Below are 14229 nucleotides of genomic sequence, written 5' to 3' on the forward strand. Positions count from 1 at the left end.
CAAATCTTGTCAGCACAGCGTTATGAAGCAAAAGCTAAACAAGCGGAACAACGCTCGGATTTTATCCGGCAATGGCTTGATCCAAGGTGAATTCCCTGCGACAGTGCCGCTAGCCATGCGTGAGGAATCAGGCGAGAGTGCAGACGGAAATGGAAATTCGCGCTCCCCTTTCAAAGTAGTGGTGCTGGCGGCATCCGAGGGGGGGCTGAGAGCCTTCAGCCACATCCTGCCTGCCTTCCCCCCGGACTTTCCGGCAGCGATTATTGTGGTGCAAAAACCCGATATTCAGTCTGCCTCCAGTTTGATAACCGACGCTTTAAATCGCCCCCCGACCTTGCCACTCAAGCAGGCACAAGAAGGAGAGCCATTGAAACCAGGGATGGTCTACATGGCTCCTGCCAATCAGCATCTGCTCGTCACCCCGGAGGGGACTTTCTGCTTGTCTGGGGCGGTACTCGTGGACTTTGCACGCCCCTCTGCCGACCTGCTGTTGCAGTCACTGGCGGCAAGTTTTAAAGAGCGAGCGATCGCGGTGATTCTCTCTGGGAGTGGCGGGGATGGTGTAAGTGGGGTGCAGGCGATTAAAAAGATGGGTGGATTAGCGATCGCCCAAAATGAAAGTACATCAGAATTTTTTGAGATGCGCCGCGCCGCTATTGAAAAGGGAAAAGTAGATTTCGTTCTCCCCCTCGATGAGATCGGATCTACCCTCGTGAATCTCGTGGTTTCTTCAGTGTTGACTTGAGAAGTAGAGGCGAACAACTGTTCGCCCCTAAAGCCGATCGAAACATTTAATCAAGGTGAGGTAGTTCCAGCCTCGCTCAAGCAGTCACGATATAGGGTGAGTTAATGGCTGAGACTCGGTTAGCATTCACCAAGGCTTGATAAACGATTGCCGCTACTTCTGCCCGCGTTGCATCGCGGGTGGGGTTAAGTTTTTTGAGCGTCGGGTGATTGACAACCAGCTGCTTCTGGGCGGCTGTTGCGACCTCATCTTTGGCATAGTCAGGAATGCCCGTGCGGTCATCGAAGAAGTTTAACGCGGTGACAGCGCCCCCGGTTAACTTTAGTCCATTCACCAAAGAGACAATCACTTGGACGCGCTGGACATTGTCGTTCGGTTTGAAGGTTTTATCGGGGAACCCAGAGAGAAATTCACCGCGATAGGCTTGTTGAATCGCAGCGTAACCCCAGAAACTGTTTGCCACATCTTTGAAAGCGATCGCTTCTCGTTTGGCAGGTGGGGTAAAGGCTTTTGTCAATAAGGCAGCATATTGCGCTCGCGTCAGACTGGCATCGGGTCTGAAGGTTTTGTCAGGAAAACCGCTGATAATCTCTTGCTTCACTAATTCCTGAATAAAAGTCTCAGCCCAATGACCTTTAATATCGGTTAGCTCAAGGACTGGAGAGCCACCGCCACCACCGCCACTACCACCGCCACTGCCACCGCCACCGCCACTACCACCGCCACCGCCACCGCCACCGCCACCGCCACCACCACCGCCACTGCCACCGCCACCGCCAGCCGTATCAGTAGGAGGAAGCTGATTGTCGAGCAAGTTTACGCTTCCCTTTACTTTGTCGGGATTCATTTGATTTCCCGCCACAACCAGCTGGTTTGAGCTGCTATTTTGTAAATCAAATTTAGTGTTGTAGCGCAGGATATTTTTTCCTGCTTCGGTGGCACTGCCCAGATCCGGTAAGGCATTTCCAATCACTGTCACACCATCATCAGAGTTTCGTTCGCTCAGATTATTCCGCAGCTTGGGACGCGCATTTCCAGAGATGACAATCCCAGATCGGTTGCCTGAAATTTGGTTATCTACCACCAATGGAGAGGCACTATCCGCAATGCTCATGCCATAACCCGTATTTTGGCAAGTATTGCCTCGAATTTCGCCTTTGGCATTTCCTGCTAGCGAGATGCCATTGCCCAGATTTTTAGTAAATACATTATTGGTGATGACCGGGTTGCCATCACCAGTTACAAAGACTCCCTCGCGCTTGCTATTGGTGAAGGTGCAATTGGCAACCGTGGAGCCATTCGATTCTATCCAGACGGCAGTTCCGCGTGTAGCCAGATTGGTCGCAGTTACGCCCCGGAGTTGAGCATTATTGGCTAAAGTGACCGTCACATTTTGACCGCCAGAAGAGTTAGGGCTACTGTAGGTTCCGCTTCCTTCAATCAATATGCCACTGCCTTTATTGGCTTCATTCCCCACAACCTTGACCCCAGTTGGCACCTTGAGGGGAAAGACTTCACCGTTGGCTGCATTGTAGTTCCCGACTGCCAGTTGAATGGTCGTATCAGATTGTGCTTGTTGGAGAGCTTTGGTAATCGTTTTAAACGGCGCTGACTGGCTGCCAGCAGCGCTATCATTTCCGGTCGCTGGATTGATAAAAAAAGTTTGAGCCATAGTGATATTGAAACAGAGTAATTGGGGTGTGGTAACAAAAATCTGCAACCAGAGTAGCGATCGCTTGCAAATTTACTTGTTTTATGCAAGCAATTCAGACGGCTACATCCCCTATAAGAGCCTATCCGGAAAATTCGGCAATGATGGTTAAGAGAAAGACAAGCTTTTAAAAGGGCGAATAGAAGTGCAGGCGTCCTACTCCCAAATCTAAACCGTAAGCTTTCTCTCCGGCTGGGAAAGCTTTGATTCGGAACAGATATACGCCGCTACTGAAGGGGTTACGTACCGGATCGAGACCAATCGTAACGGTTTTACCTGGAGGTACGGGAGGATCAAACATGACTGAAATGGTGTTTGTCTGGCTATCTCTTATGACTTTTCCCAGCCCTAACTTCTCACCTTTGTTTTCAGGCTTCCCTACAAATGCTTCGCTGTCGTTAAGTTTAAATCGAATTATCTCTAATCCCTCGTTTTGGGTAATCGTCACTTGCCCAAGCGGTTCACCAGCATTTTCTGGCAAACTGACGGTGAAATAATAGGTAGCTCCCCAGACATTAATCCGGTCAAAGGTAGTCGTAGCATCTATTAAGCGAGGCGGTTTTTCAAAGGAAACAGTTCCATCTGCTAGCTGAATCGCCCTAGATGAAGGACTCAAGACTCCCCAAATGCTAGCTATTACCGCTAGGGTTGAGCTGAAAACTAAAAAAGAACGCATAGCTAAGTACCAACGACAAGAAAAGATTCATTTACTCGGAACTATTTTGAATTCAATTTTGTCGTGATCTATGGCAAAATCCCTCTACAGTGGGAGGTAATTCTCAGCCATGATGTAGATGAACTACATTTTTGTTGGGCATTATCTTTAAAGTAGGAAGGCGAAAATCGGTGATTTTAGGGCGGGGCAAAAACCGGGTGGCAACTATGCACGAATCGGGTTCTGATGGTTTGAAGGTTTTATCAGCAATCGAGTTTCAAGGGAGAGGGTGGAGTCAGAGGACTGCTAATTTGATGAAGTCTTTTGCAGCTAAGCGAATTGCACCTATTAGTTTAGTGACATTGCTCGGTTGTGGGGGAGCAACTTGGCTGGCAACGGCTGCTTTTATACCGCAGATTGCCCAAGCTTACACTGCTCGCTCTGAAGTTGCCCTGGTTCGTCAGCCAACAGAAACTTACGAAGGTTTTGTCCGCAGAGCCGAGGTGGTGGCTAGAGCCGCGGCGCAGCGTAGCTTCGATCGCGACATTTTAGTGACTGACGTTGCGGTGATGATTCTGGGGCAAAATCAGGGAGCGATCGCGCCGATTCTTTCTTTAAAAGTAACTCGCGGAGCCTGGAGAAGCCGCCCCGATACCCCGCGCTGGGCAACCTACTTCCCCAATACCAAGTCTTTACTCGGTTTTGTCGATGACGTGACGCCTTCCGATCAGCCCGTCCCCGCTACTGCCGAACCCCCCCCAGCACCAGCACAGGGGGCACCTGCTACACCTCCCCCACCAACCGCAGTGCCCGGTAACATTAGGGATGTCGCGCCCGGAGCGCCTACAGGGACTCCTCAGAACCAGACACCGGGAACAGCCGCTCCCGCAGCCCCCGGTACTCCTCAGAACCAGGCACCCGGAACCGCAGCCCCAACTGCACCAAATGCACCAACTGCTCCCACCTCGCCAACGATTCCCTCTTCACCAGCATTTCCTGGCGGTAATGTAAATCCCACGGAAACGATTCCCAATCCAACAGAAAACATTCCCAATCCAACAGAGAACATTCCCAATCCCACTACGCCAACCACTGGAACGGGAACCACCGGACAGGGGCGATAAAAACCGCGCAAATCAGCGTGTGAACCACCGCGCACACCTCTCTGCTCAGTGCCTCATCGGGAACGAACAAGGGTGAGACAGTCGAGAAATTCGCCCGACTAGATTGAACTGGTCAAGGGATCTCTTAGAATAGGAAGGCTGTAAACGATTGCTGGAGTTACGATCATGGCGGTTCCTAAGAAGAAAACATCAAAATCCAAGCGCGATAAGCGCAAAGCCACCTGGAAGCACAAGGCGACAATTCAAGCTCAGAAAGCTCTGTCTTTGGGCAAATCGATTCTGACTGGGCGTTCTAAGTTTGTGTATCCAACCCAGGAAGAAGAAGCCGAAGAAGAATAATTATCCTAGAGGTTGCTTTTCGTCTCAGCTTCCTAGAATTTCCGAGCGCCTTTGGGCGCTATTTTTTTGGATATAAGTGCATATTAAGAATTAGAGTACACAAAACGCCATCTCTACTAGACTCATGCTAGGAAAATTTTTCAAAAAACCAGAATCGGAGCAGAGCGAACGGGTTCCTCCCGGTCAATATCTGACGAAAGGCTTCCCGGTGCTGACCTACGGCAACACTCCTCAGATCGATACTGACAACTGGCAATTTCGCGTCTGGGGTTTGGCAACCGAAAAGACTTTCAGCTTGGCAGATTTTATGGCTCTGCCCCAACATAACTTTACTGCCGATTTCCATTGCGTCACCCGCTGGTCTAAACTCGACGTGCAGTGGACTGGCGTTAAGGTGACAGACTTTATGAAGCTGGTGGAAGTTGACCCGAAAGCTGTTCATGTTATGGAACACTGTTACGGTGGCTACACCACGAATATTCCTTTAGAAGACTTTCTGCGAGAAGAAAACTTTTTTGCTCACACTCTATTTGGGGAACCGCTACCGGCGGAACATGGCGGACCGATGCGGCTAGTTGTCCCTCATCTTTATGCCTGGAAAAGCGCCAAATGGATTAACGGCTTAGAATTTCTCCCGCAAGAGGAATCGGGTTTTTGGGAGCGCAATGGCTACCACCGGCGGGGAGAACCGTGGGCAGAAGAGCGATATAGCTATTAAGGGAGTAGGAAAAGAGAGTTTTGAGTTTTGAGTTATAAAAGAATTCTTTAATTCAAAACTCAGACGCAATAAATCGCGCCTCTACAATTTAAAACTTTTTTCTCATTACTAATTATTTCATTAGCCACTTCAGGATTTTGAGCTTGTCCTTATAGGGAGCGTATCTCAACTTCATATCAACGAGAAAAGATTTGTTGAGTACGCTTTTTTGATGGGAGAATGTCTCAAAACTTGCCTTACCGTGATAACGACCGATGCCGCTCTCTCCGACGCCGCCGAAGGGTAAATCTAGAACGCCAGCTTGCATGACGGTGTCGTTGATGCAAACACCCCCTGAAGAGGTTTGTTGCAAGACGGTTTGTTGCTTTTGTTTGTCTTTTGAGAAGAAGTAAAGGGCTAAGGGTTTCGGTTTGGCGTTGACGAGAGCGATCGCTTCGTTCAACTCTGTATATTCCAGGACTGGTAGAATTGGGCCAAAGATTTCTTCTTGCATGACTGGATCTTCCCAGCCCACTCGATCGATGACAGTAGGCGCAATGTATCGCTCGGATGGATTAGTCTCTCCACCAATCAAAACATCCCCATCTAGATATTTACAAAGACGGTTAAAGTGTTTTTGATTAATAATTCTGCCATAATCAGGGCTTTTTTCCGGTTCATCCCCATAAAAATCGTGAATACAATTTTTGATTTGTGCGAGCAAATCTCTTTTAATTCTTTTATCTACTAAAAGATAATCTGGGGCAATACAAGTTTGACCTGCATTCATGAATTTACCCCAAACAATCCTTTTCGCAGTGTATTCCAGATGAGTATCGGCATCTACAATACAAGGACTTTTGCCGCCCAATTCCAGGGTAACGGGCGTCAGATGTTTGGCTGCTGCCGCCATAACAATTTTTCCGACTTCGCTACTGCCTGTAAAAAAGATATAGTCAAACTTTTCTTCGAGTAACTGTTGGCTAGTTTCAATACCGCCTTCTACAACAGCCACTACTTCAGGATTAAAGTATTTAGGGATAATCTCAGCTAACAGATGCGATGTATTTGCAGCTATTTCTGAAGGTTTTAAAATCGCACAGTTACCGGCTGCGATCGCACCCACGAGAGGCGAAATTAGTAGCTGCAAGGGATAGTTCCAAGCTCCGACAATAAGAACTACGCCCAACGGTTCAGAATAAAGCTGAGCTGAGCCTAAAAATTGGGTAATCGGTGCCTTTATCTTTTTAGGCTTTGTCCAGATATTAATATTTTTTAAAGCATAATTAATTTCCTCTAAGCAAACTCCTATTTCTGATAAAGCAGCTTCAAATACTGGTTTATTTAAGTCGGTTTGCAGAGCTTTAAAAATAGCGGCTTCATTTTCTAAAATCGCTTGCTTTAAAATTTTTAAATGTTGAATTCTAAATGATATGTCTTTAGTTTTTCCAGTTGCAAAAAACTTTCGTTGCTGAAATACGATGTTACTAACTTTTTGTGGTACTAGCATTTTTTCTCCAAGGTTGGATTTTAAATTTTAGACTCTATACCCTTTGAAATCCAAAATCTAAAATCCAACAATAAAATTTCATATTTGAGCAGGCAAGCGAACTCTAAATAAACTACCTTTACCCAACTCGGATTTGACTTCTATTTCACCTTGATGAGCTTCCACAATTCTACGCGATAGATGTAACCCTAAACCGCTGCCAGAACGCTTGTGGTTCCCTTGGCGAAATCGCTCAAATAAAACTTTCTGGTCTTCTAGGGTGATACCAGGACCTGTGTCGTTAACGTCAATAACGATGGCAGAATTAGCGGAGTTACTTGTATGGGAGCCTACCGACGCATGGACAGTAACTGAACCGTTATCTGTAAATTTGATAGCATTTCCGATTAAGTTCGTTAAAACCCGATGGATTTCCATGCGATCGCCGACTACTTTGAAATCAAGCGGATGATTGTCGGCGCTGTCCCCTAAATCCAGCTTCAGGGTGAGATTCTTTTCCTCTGCTAAGGGAGAAAGTTCTTGAACTACTTCCTGAAGTAGTTTCCGCAGGTCAATTGGTGAGAAGCTCAGGGTTTTACGACCGGCTTCATAGCGATAGACTTCTAATAAAGTATTCACCATCGCTAGCAAGTTGCGGTTGCTGCGATCCATTGTAGCGATCGCTTCTTGCATTCCTGGCGAGAGTTCTCCTAAGGCTCCTTGCCTAAATAAAGCCAGCATCCGCTCTGCGGCGACGATCGGCGTCCGCAAGTCGTGGGTGAGCCAGGAAACGAAATCTTCTCGCTGACGGGCAATTTGATCGCGTTCGTCCACACTATGCTTCAGCCGCAGAAGCGATCGCACCCGCGCCAGCAATTCGTCAACTTGCACTGGCTTGCGAATAAAATCATCTGCTCCGGTATCTAATCCCTCTACCACGCTGGCGTGATCGTGGGCTGTGATCAGTAAAATCGGGATAAATGGCAACTTAGTATTATCACGGACTCGCCTCGTGACTTCATATCCATCCATCCCCGGCATCATCACATCCAACAAGACCAAGTCTGGTGGAGATTGTTCAATCTCGTTTAAGGCAGAACGACCATTTTCCGCCAAGGTAATTTCATATCCCTCTTCTTCTAAAATGGTTTGAACCAAAAACAAGTTATCGGGAGAATCATCCACAACGAGAATGCGGTCAGTTTTAGAAGGTTGATTGAGACTCGAATGATTCTTCATGGAAGCGATAGGTTAACAACTCAAGTTTATTGAAATTAATTTTTGTAAATTAATCGTGCATCACGTAACATTCTTTACGCCTAAGGTATCATTTTGCCTCATTCTACAGAAGGATTGTTGGGGATCTTTACCGAATCTTTGCTTCTTTGGCTTCTATCCAGTGTTTGGACTAGCCCAATGACCTTAGCAACAGAAAATTAATTATAAACCTTTAGGATGACGGTCATACTTTTCTGTCATCTGATACATCTGGCTGCTCATTGCTGGAAAGAAAAAATCGCAGATATCTAGTTTATTTACATCTATAAATTAAGCAAAACGGGAAAGATAGGCAGTAGCGAAGTCAATTTCCTCGTGCGGATGGATAGATAAAAGAGGTCTTTTGGGCGATCGCGCTCAAGATAAAAATTTGAGTGGTTGGTAATGAGACAGCTTTATCTACAGGATGGACGTGGAAGCGATCGCTTTAAACGCTCCGCTACTTGGCGGTCTGCGTTCTATGTTGACTGCGTTGTTTCCCCTCTCTTTAAATTTTTACGCCTCAGGATAGATTGACCGACCCCCCCAATTTCAGTCATCAATGAAGAGCAGATTCAAAGTTGGAAAGTATGGGTCGCTTAGCACCTGAATCTAGTCGAACCATTCGCAAACAACAACGCCCTGATTATCGTCCTTCGCCTAAAGTTCCTGTAAAACTGATCGCGGGCATCTACTTTTCTATACTTTTATCTATCTTTCTAGGGGTGCTACTGCTGAGCAGTGGCAGGATGACGATTGGCGGGGTTCCGTTGCCAATCTTGATGAGCTTCTTGAGCGATGATGCGGCACGAAATGCTTATTTAGCAGGAGAACCCGCAGCACTTCACGACCGTCTTGAGGTGATGGGCATCGAGGAGCAAATCAAAGAATATTATCGACCTCAAATTTCTGATGAAGCAAAACTAGACCAACACATTCACCAAATTCTGTATGACCGCACTGGTTATGTGGGGGCACAATACGAGGTGAATCCGGAAGGGGTATTAGTTTTGAAAAATAGATAAGTAGAGAAGCGATTAGTTGCATCTCTAGCAAGTTAATCGCTTCTCTACTACCAATTTAATCAGAATAAAAAGTAGCGTTGTGCTAATGGGAGAACGGTTGCCGGTTCGCAAGTCAGCAATTCCCCATCGGCTCGCACTTCGTAGGTTTCCGGATTTACTTCCATGTGAGGCAGGGCATCGTTTAATTTCATGTCTCGCTTACTGAGCTGCCGCGTACCGCTGACGGCAACGGCTGGCTTTTGTAGCTTAAGCTGGTTGGGAATCTCTTGTTCGAGTGCCGCTTGGGAAATAAAAGTTAGAGAAGTGGCAGCGATCGCGCCTCCAAAACTGCCGAACATTGGGCGCATATGCACGGGTTGCGGTGTGGGGATACTAGCGTTGGCATCGCCCATTTGAGCGTAAGCGATCGCGCCCCCTTTGATGACTATCTCTGGCTTGACGCCAAAAAATGCCGGACGCCAGAGGCACAAATCCGCTAGTTTCCCCACTTCTACCGAACCAACATACTGCGAAATCCCGTGGGTAATGGCTGGATTGATTGTATATTTAGCAACGTAGCGCTTTGCCCGGAAATTATCTGCCCTCTCTTGCCCCTCTCCTGGTAGCAATGGGGAAAGGTTTCCCCGCTGAACTTTCATTTTGTGTGCCGTTTGCCAGGTGCGAATGATTACCTCGCCTACCCGCCCCATCGCCTGAGAATCAGAGGAAATCATGCTGAATGCGCCCAAATCGTGCAGGATATCTTCAGCGGCAATGGTTTCTCGGCGAATCCGCGACTCGGCAAAGGCGACATCTTCGGGAATGCTGGGGTCGAGGTGATGACACACCATTAGCATATCCAGATGTTCGTCTAGGGTATTGACGGTATAAGGGCGCGTCGGGTTGGTGGAAGAGGGCAGGACGTTCGCTTCGCCGCATACTTTGATAATGTCCGGCGCGTGACCTCCACCGGCTCCCTCGGTGTGGTAAGTGTGAATAACGCGATTCTTAAAGGCGGCGATGGTGGTTTCTACAAAACCGGCTTCGTTCAAGGTATCGGTATGAATGGCTACCTGCACATCATAATTATCCGCAACGTTCAAGCAAGTATCAATCGTCGCGGGTGTGGTGCCCCAGTCTTCGTGCAGTTTTAAACCTATCGCCCCGGCTAAGACTTGTTCGATTAGTCCTTGGGGCTGGCTGCTATTCCCTTTCCCCAAGAAGCCTAGATTTACCGGGAAGGCGTCAGCGGCTTGCAGCATCCGGTACATATTCCACGGGCCGGGAGTGCAAGTAGTCGCATTTGTACCTGTAGCGGGGCCAGTACCGCCGCCAATCATGGTGGTGATGCCGGATGCGATCGCGACTTCAATCTGCTGCGGACAAATAAAGTGAATGTGGCTGTCAATTCCGCCAGCAGTGAGAATCATTCCTTCTCCGGCAACGACCTCGGTTCCAGGGCCAATAATAATATCTACGTTGTCTTGAATGTAGGGATTTCCAGCTTTACCAATTTTAAAAATATTGCCATCTTTAATGCCAATATCGGCTTTGACAATCCCCCACCAATCGAGGATTAAGGCGTTGGTAATCACTAGATCGACGGCACCGTCGGCATTAGAAATGGGAGATTGTCCCATGCCATCCCGGATGACTTTGCCACCACCGAATTTCACTTCATCGCCGTAGGTCGTGAAATCTTGTTCCACTTCAATGAATAATTCGGTGTCAGCAAGACGAACGCGATCGCCGACTGTCGGGCCATAGGTTTCGGCGTAAGCGCGGCGATCCATTCTGTAACTCATCCTTGACTCCTCTAGAGTGGTATATTTTTAACGCAAAGGTACGCAAAGGGAAGCGCAAAGGTACGCAAAGTTTTGGGCTATTCTTGGCGTTTTTTGGGTTACAAGCGATTAATTTTGAATCCCTCAAATTTCATTGAGAAGCCATTTCCCTCTGGAGAAGCACACATTATCCCTACATTCACCGTCTCAACTGGCGTGAGATAACCAAGGCGTAGCATCGTGTACTGGGTGCCATCCAGAGAGTATTGCACCTCTACAGCAGTGCCACGTCGATGTACGCGCATCCAAAGAGAAGCCGGGTTATCTGGCAGCGGGACAACAGACCAATCTGAGTAATCTCTTGTTACCACAGCGCTGACTTGTTGTACACCCTCGACAAATTCAATGCCACACTTTAACCAATTCGCCTCATCTAAGCGCAGCATCAATCCGGCTTGATCGTACAAATCTCGATACTCACCGCTAACTTTCACCTCAACCATGAAGTCTCTGTTCGCTTGCTGATAAAAAAAGTGACCGTTATCTCGAATGAAGCCGTAGTGAGTCTCTCGCCAAAAATCAGTTTTTCCAGCGGATGTGATAGTAATTGCATTGCCTTGGACGTTCCAAATCGGCGGTTCGTTATACCATTCCATCGCCATTTTTTTCTAAATTTCTACTGGTTCCTGGTCGAATCTCCGCATTAACTCAAGCAAAGCTTCCCGATCTGGTTTTTGCCCGTCTTTCATCAGTTCAGCCAGTCCCTCAAAATACTTTTCGCGTTCCCCTCCCGGACAAAACATTATTAACAGCTTTGCTGGCTTTGTGCTGCGGTTAGCGAACCCGTGAGGTGTACCGCGAGGGACAAGTACAAATGCCCCTGGTTGTCCTTGTACTGTTCTATCCCCGACGAGGATTTCCACTTCTCCTTCTAGGACATAAAACATCTCCTCCATCTGACGATGGATATGTGGTTGCGCCCCCGTCCCATCTGGTTCTAGGCTAAACTCAAACAGCCCTAAGTTTCCGTGAGTATCGGCACCAACTGCTTTAAATGTAGCTTCGCTGTTACCAATAGTAAGGTGCCTGCCTTCTCCAGGCGCTAGTACAATTTCTTGTATCGGTAAAGTCATTTAATTATCCTCATTGATCGCTATAGCGAACCATTTATCTTGCCATTGAAGCCATATACTTGACGGCTACCAACAAATGGCACTAATTCTACTTCCTTTTCATCTCCTGGTTCAAAGCGTACCGCCGTGCCTGCTGGAATATTCAGGCGCATTCCCTTTGCTTGTTCTCTATCAAAATCTAAAGATTCGTTCACCTCACAGAAGTGGAAATGAGAACCAACTTGAATCGGGCGATCGCCTGTATTTGCTACTTGCACTTTTATACTAGGACGACCAGCATTCAGTTCTATTTCCCCTGCTTGTACAAGCATTTCTCCAGGAATCATTTCAACTTCCTCTTTTAGTTTTTTATGAAAAGGGCTAACTCTTGTTACCTTATTTTTGTAAAATTATGTCTGATAATCCATTTGCTGACGGATTTTTTCTTTAATCTCGTATCCGGCGAACTTTTCACAAAGATATAAACCTAAATCAATTGCCGAAGTAACGCCTCTGGCGGTAATTACGTCACCTTCATCAACAACTCTTTTGTTTACGACAGACTTACAATATTTTTGAAGGTCTTGGAAAGCATTGGGATGGGTTGTTGCTGTTTTCCCTTGTAAAAATCCCGCTGCGCCGAGTAGTAAAGAACCCGTACACACAGAAACTTTGAACTTGCAAGTTGCTGAGGTTTTCAGCCATGTCATTAACTCAGGATCGTCAACTAAGTTTCGGGTGCCAATTCCACCGGGTACGATAATCATGTCGTAGGGTTGGAGAGATTCACCTACTTTATTCGGAGTGAAACGAAGTCCAGCGTTATCGCTGACTTCTTGAGAATAGGCACAAATATCCCATTCCAAATCGGATATAAAATTCATTGTCTTGAGACGAGTAACTGGATCGTAAACTCCAATAAAATCTAAAGCGGTCATTCCCGTGTAAATGATAAATGCAACCTTCATAAACAATCCTTCTATCTACGGGATTATCTAACGAATTGGGTTGTGAACTGTAACCAGTTTTGTACCATCGGAAAATGTCGCTTCTACCTGCACTTCATGCACCATCTCTGGCACACCTTCCATGACTTCTTCCCGTGACAGTAGGGTTGTCCCATAACTCATTAAATCGGCAACGGTACGTCCATCTCTAGCGCCTTCCAGAATAGCAGCGGAAATATAAGCGATCGCTTCTGGGTAATTCAGTTTTAAACCTCTTCCCTTGCGGCGTTCCGCTAATAGTGCCGCCGTAAAAATCAACAGCTTATCTTTTTCCTGTGGCGTCAGTTGCATTGATAACCTCTTACATTCTTTCGTGTTCTCTATGTCTACTACGATTCGCTCAAATTTGCCAAACTCTCGGTGGACAAGCAGGGCGTTCTAAAAAGTGCAATCGCAGCAAATTCCAAATATCTATAAACCAGTTTCGCACCTGGGAAGTAGAAGAACCGCGATAGCGACACAATAGCCCAGCAGGAAGACGAGTAATGCCTGCTTGGTGAAGATTTTCCCCTGTCCCTTTCTTAAAAAAGGGTGAATGATTCCCTAGATTTCGTGCTTTTTCTACAATCTCTGGTGACACCGCTTGCCCAATCCAGACTAAACTCGCTACAACGGATTGCCCAGCTAAACCGTGAGGACTGTCGAGGATTTCTGTCCCGCCGGGTAACCATTGCCTGTCAATCCACAGAGGGCGTCCTTGCTGCCAGATTTCAGTATGCGATCGCCACTCTCCGTGTAAGAATCTCTCCCCTCTGGCACTGCGTCCAAAGCGTGTAATTTCCCAACCCAGCCAACTTGCTTCTGGAGCTAATTCTACCCGCAAGTCTTGTCGATACATCGCACCGTCAAAAATAATTGTTTCCTGCGGTAGCCACTCCAAAGTAGCACCCGCGTTCACCTCGATTTCAATCGTTTGACTCGCTGGCAATCCATTGCTGCGATAAACCTTACCGGCGGCAGCGGTAGTGATTAAGGCTTGGGCGTTGGGTTGGAGGTGGAAATTAAGCGATAAGCGATCGCCCCCCACAACACCCCCCGCTGTATGCAAAATTACACTATGACAAATCTCCGACCCTTCTGGATAAAATGGGCGCTGTACCTTCAGCGGTGCTTTTACGCGATCGCTAATCACCTGGGTTTTGCTTTGGGTTTTAGAAAACTCCAAGTTAAGAATGCCGTGCCATCCAGAGGATGAGGGATTTGCTACTGCCGGATCGAGGTCTTTCATTAAATTTGGTGTATAAATTGTTAATTTTTTACTCCGGAAAATCATCTTAAACAAAAATACCATTAAACTCGATTCAA

At 47.0% G+C, this 14229-nt stretch carries 16 protein-coding genes; 5 read left to right on the forward strand and 11 right to left on the reverse strand.

The window, feature by feature from the left end:
• Window positions 1–745: chemotaxis protein CheB (locus NDI34_RS15295; RefSeq protein ID WP_348233083.1), on the forward strand; the 745-nt coding region annotated here is incomplete at its 5' end.
• Between the two features lie 76 nt (window positions 746–821).
• Here NDI34_RS15295 and NDI34_RS15300 read toward each other — a convergent pair.
• Both NDI34_RS15300 and NDI34_RS15305 read right to left on the reverse strand, forming a co-directional pair.
• A complete protein-coding gene (locus NDI34_RS15300) occupies window positions 822–2417 on the reverse strand; it encodes a DUF1565 domain-containing protein (RefSeq protein ID WP_348233084.1) in 1596 nt (531 codons plus the stop codon).
• A 166-nt stretch (window positions 2418–2583) separates the two neighbouring features.
• Window positions 2584–3072, reverse strand: a complete 489-nt coding sequence (locus tag NDI34_RS15305) for a DUF2808 domain-containing protein (protein ID WP_348233085.1) — start codon at window positions 3070–3072, stop codon at window positions 2584–2586.
• A gap of 191 nt (window positions 3073–3263) precedes the next feature.
• On the opposite strand from NDI34_RS15305, the gene NDI34_RS15310 reads away from it, so the two are divergent.
• The 3 genes from NDI34_RS15310 to NDI34_RS15320 all read left to right on the forward strand — a co-directional run bounded on the left by NDI34_RS15310 (window position 3264) and on the right by NDI34_RS15320 (window position 5292).
• Window positions 3264–4235, forward strand: coding sequence for a hypothetical protein (locus NDI34_RS15310; RefSeq protein ID WP_348233086.1), 972 nt, complete (start codon window positions 3264–3266; stop codon window positions 4233–4235).
• Window positions 4236–4400: 165 nt separating this feature from the next.
• Window positions 4401–4574: a 50S ribosomal protein L32 gene (gene rpmF, locus NDI34_RS15315; protein ID WP_190410231.1), complete on the forward strand. Its 174-nt coding sequence runs from the start codon at window positions 4401–4403 to the stop codon at window positions 4572–4574.
• 124 nt (window positions 4575–4698) lie between these two features.
• Window positions 4699–5292, forward strand: coding sequence for a sulfite oxidase-like oxidoreductase (locus NDI34_RS15320; RefSeq protein WP_348233087.1), 594 nt, complete (start codon window positions 4699–4701; stop codon window positions 5290–5292).
• A 112-nt stretch (window positions 5293–5404) separates the two neighbouring features.
• On the opposite strand, the gene NDI34_RS15325 is transcribed toward NDI34_RS15320, so the two are convergent.
• Both NDI34_RS15325 and NDI34_RS15330 read right to left on the reverse strand, forming a co-directional pair.
• A complete protein-coding gene (locus tag NDI34_RS15325) occupies window positions 5405–6781 on the reverse strand; it encodes an aldehyde dehydrogenase (RefSeq protein ID WP_348233088.1) in 1377 nt (458 codons plus the stop codon).
• Between the two features lie 78 nt (window positions 6782–6859).
• A complete protein-coding gene (locus NDI34_RS15330) occupies window positions 6860–7999 on the reverse strand; it encodes a hybrid sensor histidine kinase/response regulator (RefSeq protein WP_348233089.1) in 1140 nt (379 codons plus the stop codon).
• A 608-nt stretch (window positions 8000–8607) separates the two neighbouring features.
• On the opposite strand from NDI34_RS15330, the gene NDI34_RS15335 reads away from it, so the two are divergent.
• Window positions 8608–9042: a hypothetical protein gene (locus tag NDI34_RS15335; protein ID WP_190426776.1), complete on the forward strand. Its 435-nt coding sequence runs from the start codon at window positions 8608–8610 to the stop codon at window positions 9040–9042.
• Window positions 9043–9101: 59 nt separating this feature from the next.
• Here the strand turns inward: NDI34_RS15335 and ureC are convergent, their stop codons facing one another.
• From ureC to NDI34_RS15370, 7 genes are all read right to left on the reverse strand, one after another.
• Entirely contained in the window at window positions 9102–10826 is a 1725-nt protein-coding gene (gene ureC / locus NDI34_RS15340; protein ID WP_348233090.1) for an urease subunit alpha, read from the reverse strand.
• A gap of 98 nt (window positions 10827–10924) precedes the next feature.
• Window positions 10925–11461 (reverse strand): DUF1349 domain-containing protein, encoded by a 537-nt coding sequence (locus tag NDI34_RS15345; protein ID WP_190676852.1) that lies wholly within the window; start codon window positions 11459–11461, stop codon window positions 10925–10927.
• Between the two features lie 12 nt (window positions 11462–11473).
• On the reverse strand, window positions 11474–11938 hold the full coding sequence (locus NDI34_RS15350; RefSeq protein WP_190676827.1) for a cupin domain-containing protein: 465 nt from the start codon (window positions 11936–11938) through the stop codon (window positions 11474–11476).
• A 20-nt stretch (window positions 11939–11958) separates the two neighbouring features.
• Window positions 11959–12264, reverse strand: coding sequence for an urease subunit beta (locus tag NDI34_RS15355; protein ID WP_348233091.1), 306 nt, complete (start codon window positions 12262–12264; stop codon window positions 11959–11961).
• Window positions 12265–12327: 63 nt separating this feature from the next.
• Window positions 12328–12885 (reverse strand): DJ-1/PfpI family protein, encoded by a 558-nt coding sequence (locus NDI34_RS15360; protein ID WP_348233092.1) that lies wholly within the window; start codon window positions 12883–12885, stop codon window positions 12328–12330.
• Window positions 12886–12912: 27 nt separating this feature from the next.
• The gene (gene ureA, locus NDI34_RS15365; protein ID WP_348233093.1) at window positions 12913–13215 is read right to left on the reverse strand and encodes an urease subunit gamma; all 303 of its coding nucleotides are present in this window, start codon (window positions 13213–13215) and stop codon (window positions 12913–12915) included.
• A 49-nt stretch (window positions 13216–13264) separates the two neighbouring features.
• A complete protein-coding gene (locus tag NDI34_RS15370; protein ID WP_190440233.1) occupies window positions 13265–14152 on the reverse strand; it encodes an urease accessory protein UreD in 888 nt (295 codons plus the stop codon).
• Window positions 14153–14229 lie beyond the last annotated feature (77 nt).

This window comes from Trichocoleus sp. DQ-U1, from assembly GCF_039961925.1.
Lineage (GTDB): Bacteria > Cyanobacteriota > Cyanobacteriia > Cyanobacteriales > FACHB-T130 > FACHB-T130.

Coding starts and splice junctions, on each gene's coding strand:
- NDI34_RS15345 (WP_190676852.1), bottom strand. CDS start 11,461: ATGGAATGGTATAACGAACCGCCGATTTGGAACGTCCAAGGCAATGCA.
- NDI34_RS15350 (WP_190676827.1), bottom strand. CDS start 11,938: ATGACTTTACCGATACAAGAAATTGTACTAGCGCCTGGAGAAGGCAGG.
- NDI34_RS15355 (WP_348233091.1), bottom strand. CDS start 12,264: ATGATTCCTGGAGAAATGCTTGTACAAGCAGGGGAAATAGAACTGAAT.
- NDI34_RS15330 (WP_348233089.1), bottom strand. CDS start 7,999: ATGAAGAATCATTCGAGTCTCAATCAACCTTCTAAAACTGACCGCATT.
- rpmF (WP_190410231.1), top strand. CDS start 4,401: ATGGCGGTTCCTAAGAAGAAAACATCAAAATCCAAGCGCGATAAGCGC.
- NDI34_RS15335 (WP_190426776.1), top strand. CDS start 8,608: ATGGGTCGCTTAGCACCTGAATCTAGTCGAACCATTCGCAAACAACAA.
- NDI34_RS15300 (WP_348233084.1), bottom strand. CDS start 2,417: ATGGCTCAAACTTTTTTTATCAATCCAGCGACCGGAAATGATAGCGCT.
- ureA (WP_348233093.1), bottom strand. CDS start 13,215: ATGCAACTGACGCCACAGGAAAAAGATAAGCTGTTGATTTTTACGGCG.
- NDI34_RS15320 (WP_348233087.1), top strand. CDS start 4,699: ATGCTAGGAAAATTTTTCAAAAAACCAGAATCGGAGCAGAGCGAACGG.
- NDI34_RS15325 (WP_348233088.1), bottom strand. CDS start 6,781: ATGCTAGTACCACAAAAAGTTAGTAACATCGTATTTCAGCAACGAAAG.
- ureC (WP_348233090.1), bottom strand. CDS start 10,826: ATGAGTTACAGAATGGATCGCCGCGCTTACGCCGAAACCTATGGCCCG.
- NDI34_RS15360 (WP_348233092.1), bottom strand. CDS start 12,885: ATGAAGGTTGCATTTATCATTTACACGGGAATGACCGCTTTAGATTTT.
- NDI34_RS15370 (WP_190440233.1), bottom strand. CDS start 14,152: ATGAAAGACCTCGATCCGGCAGTAGCAAATCCCTCATCCTCTGGATGG.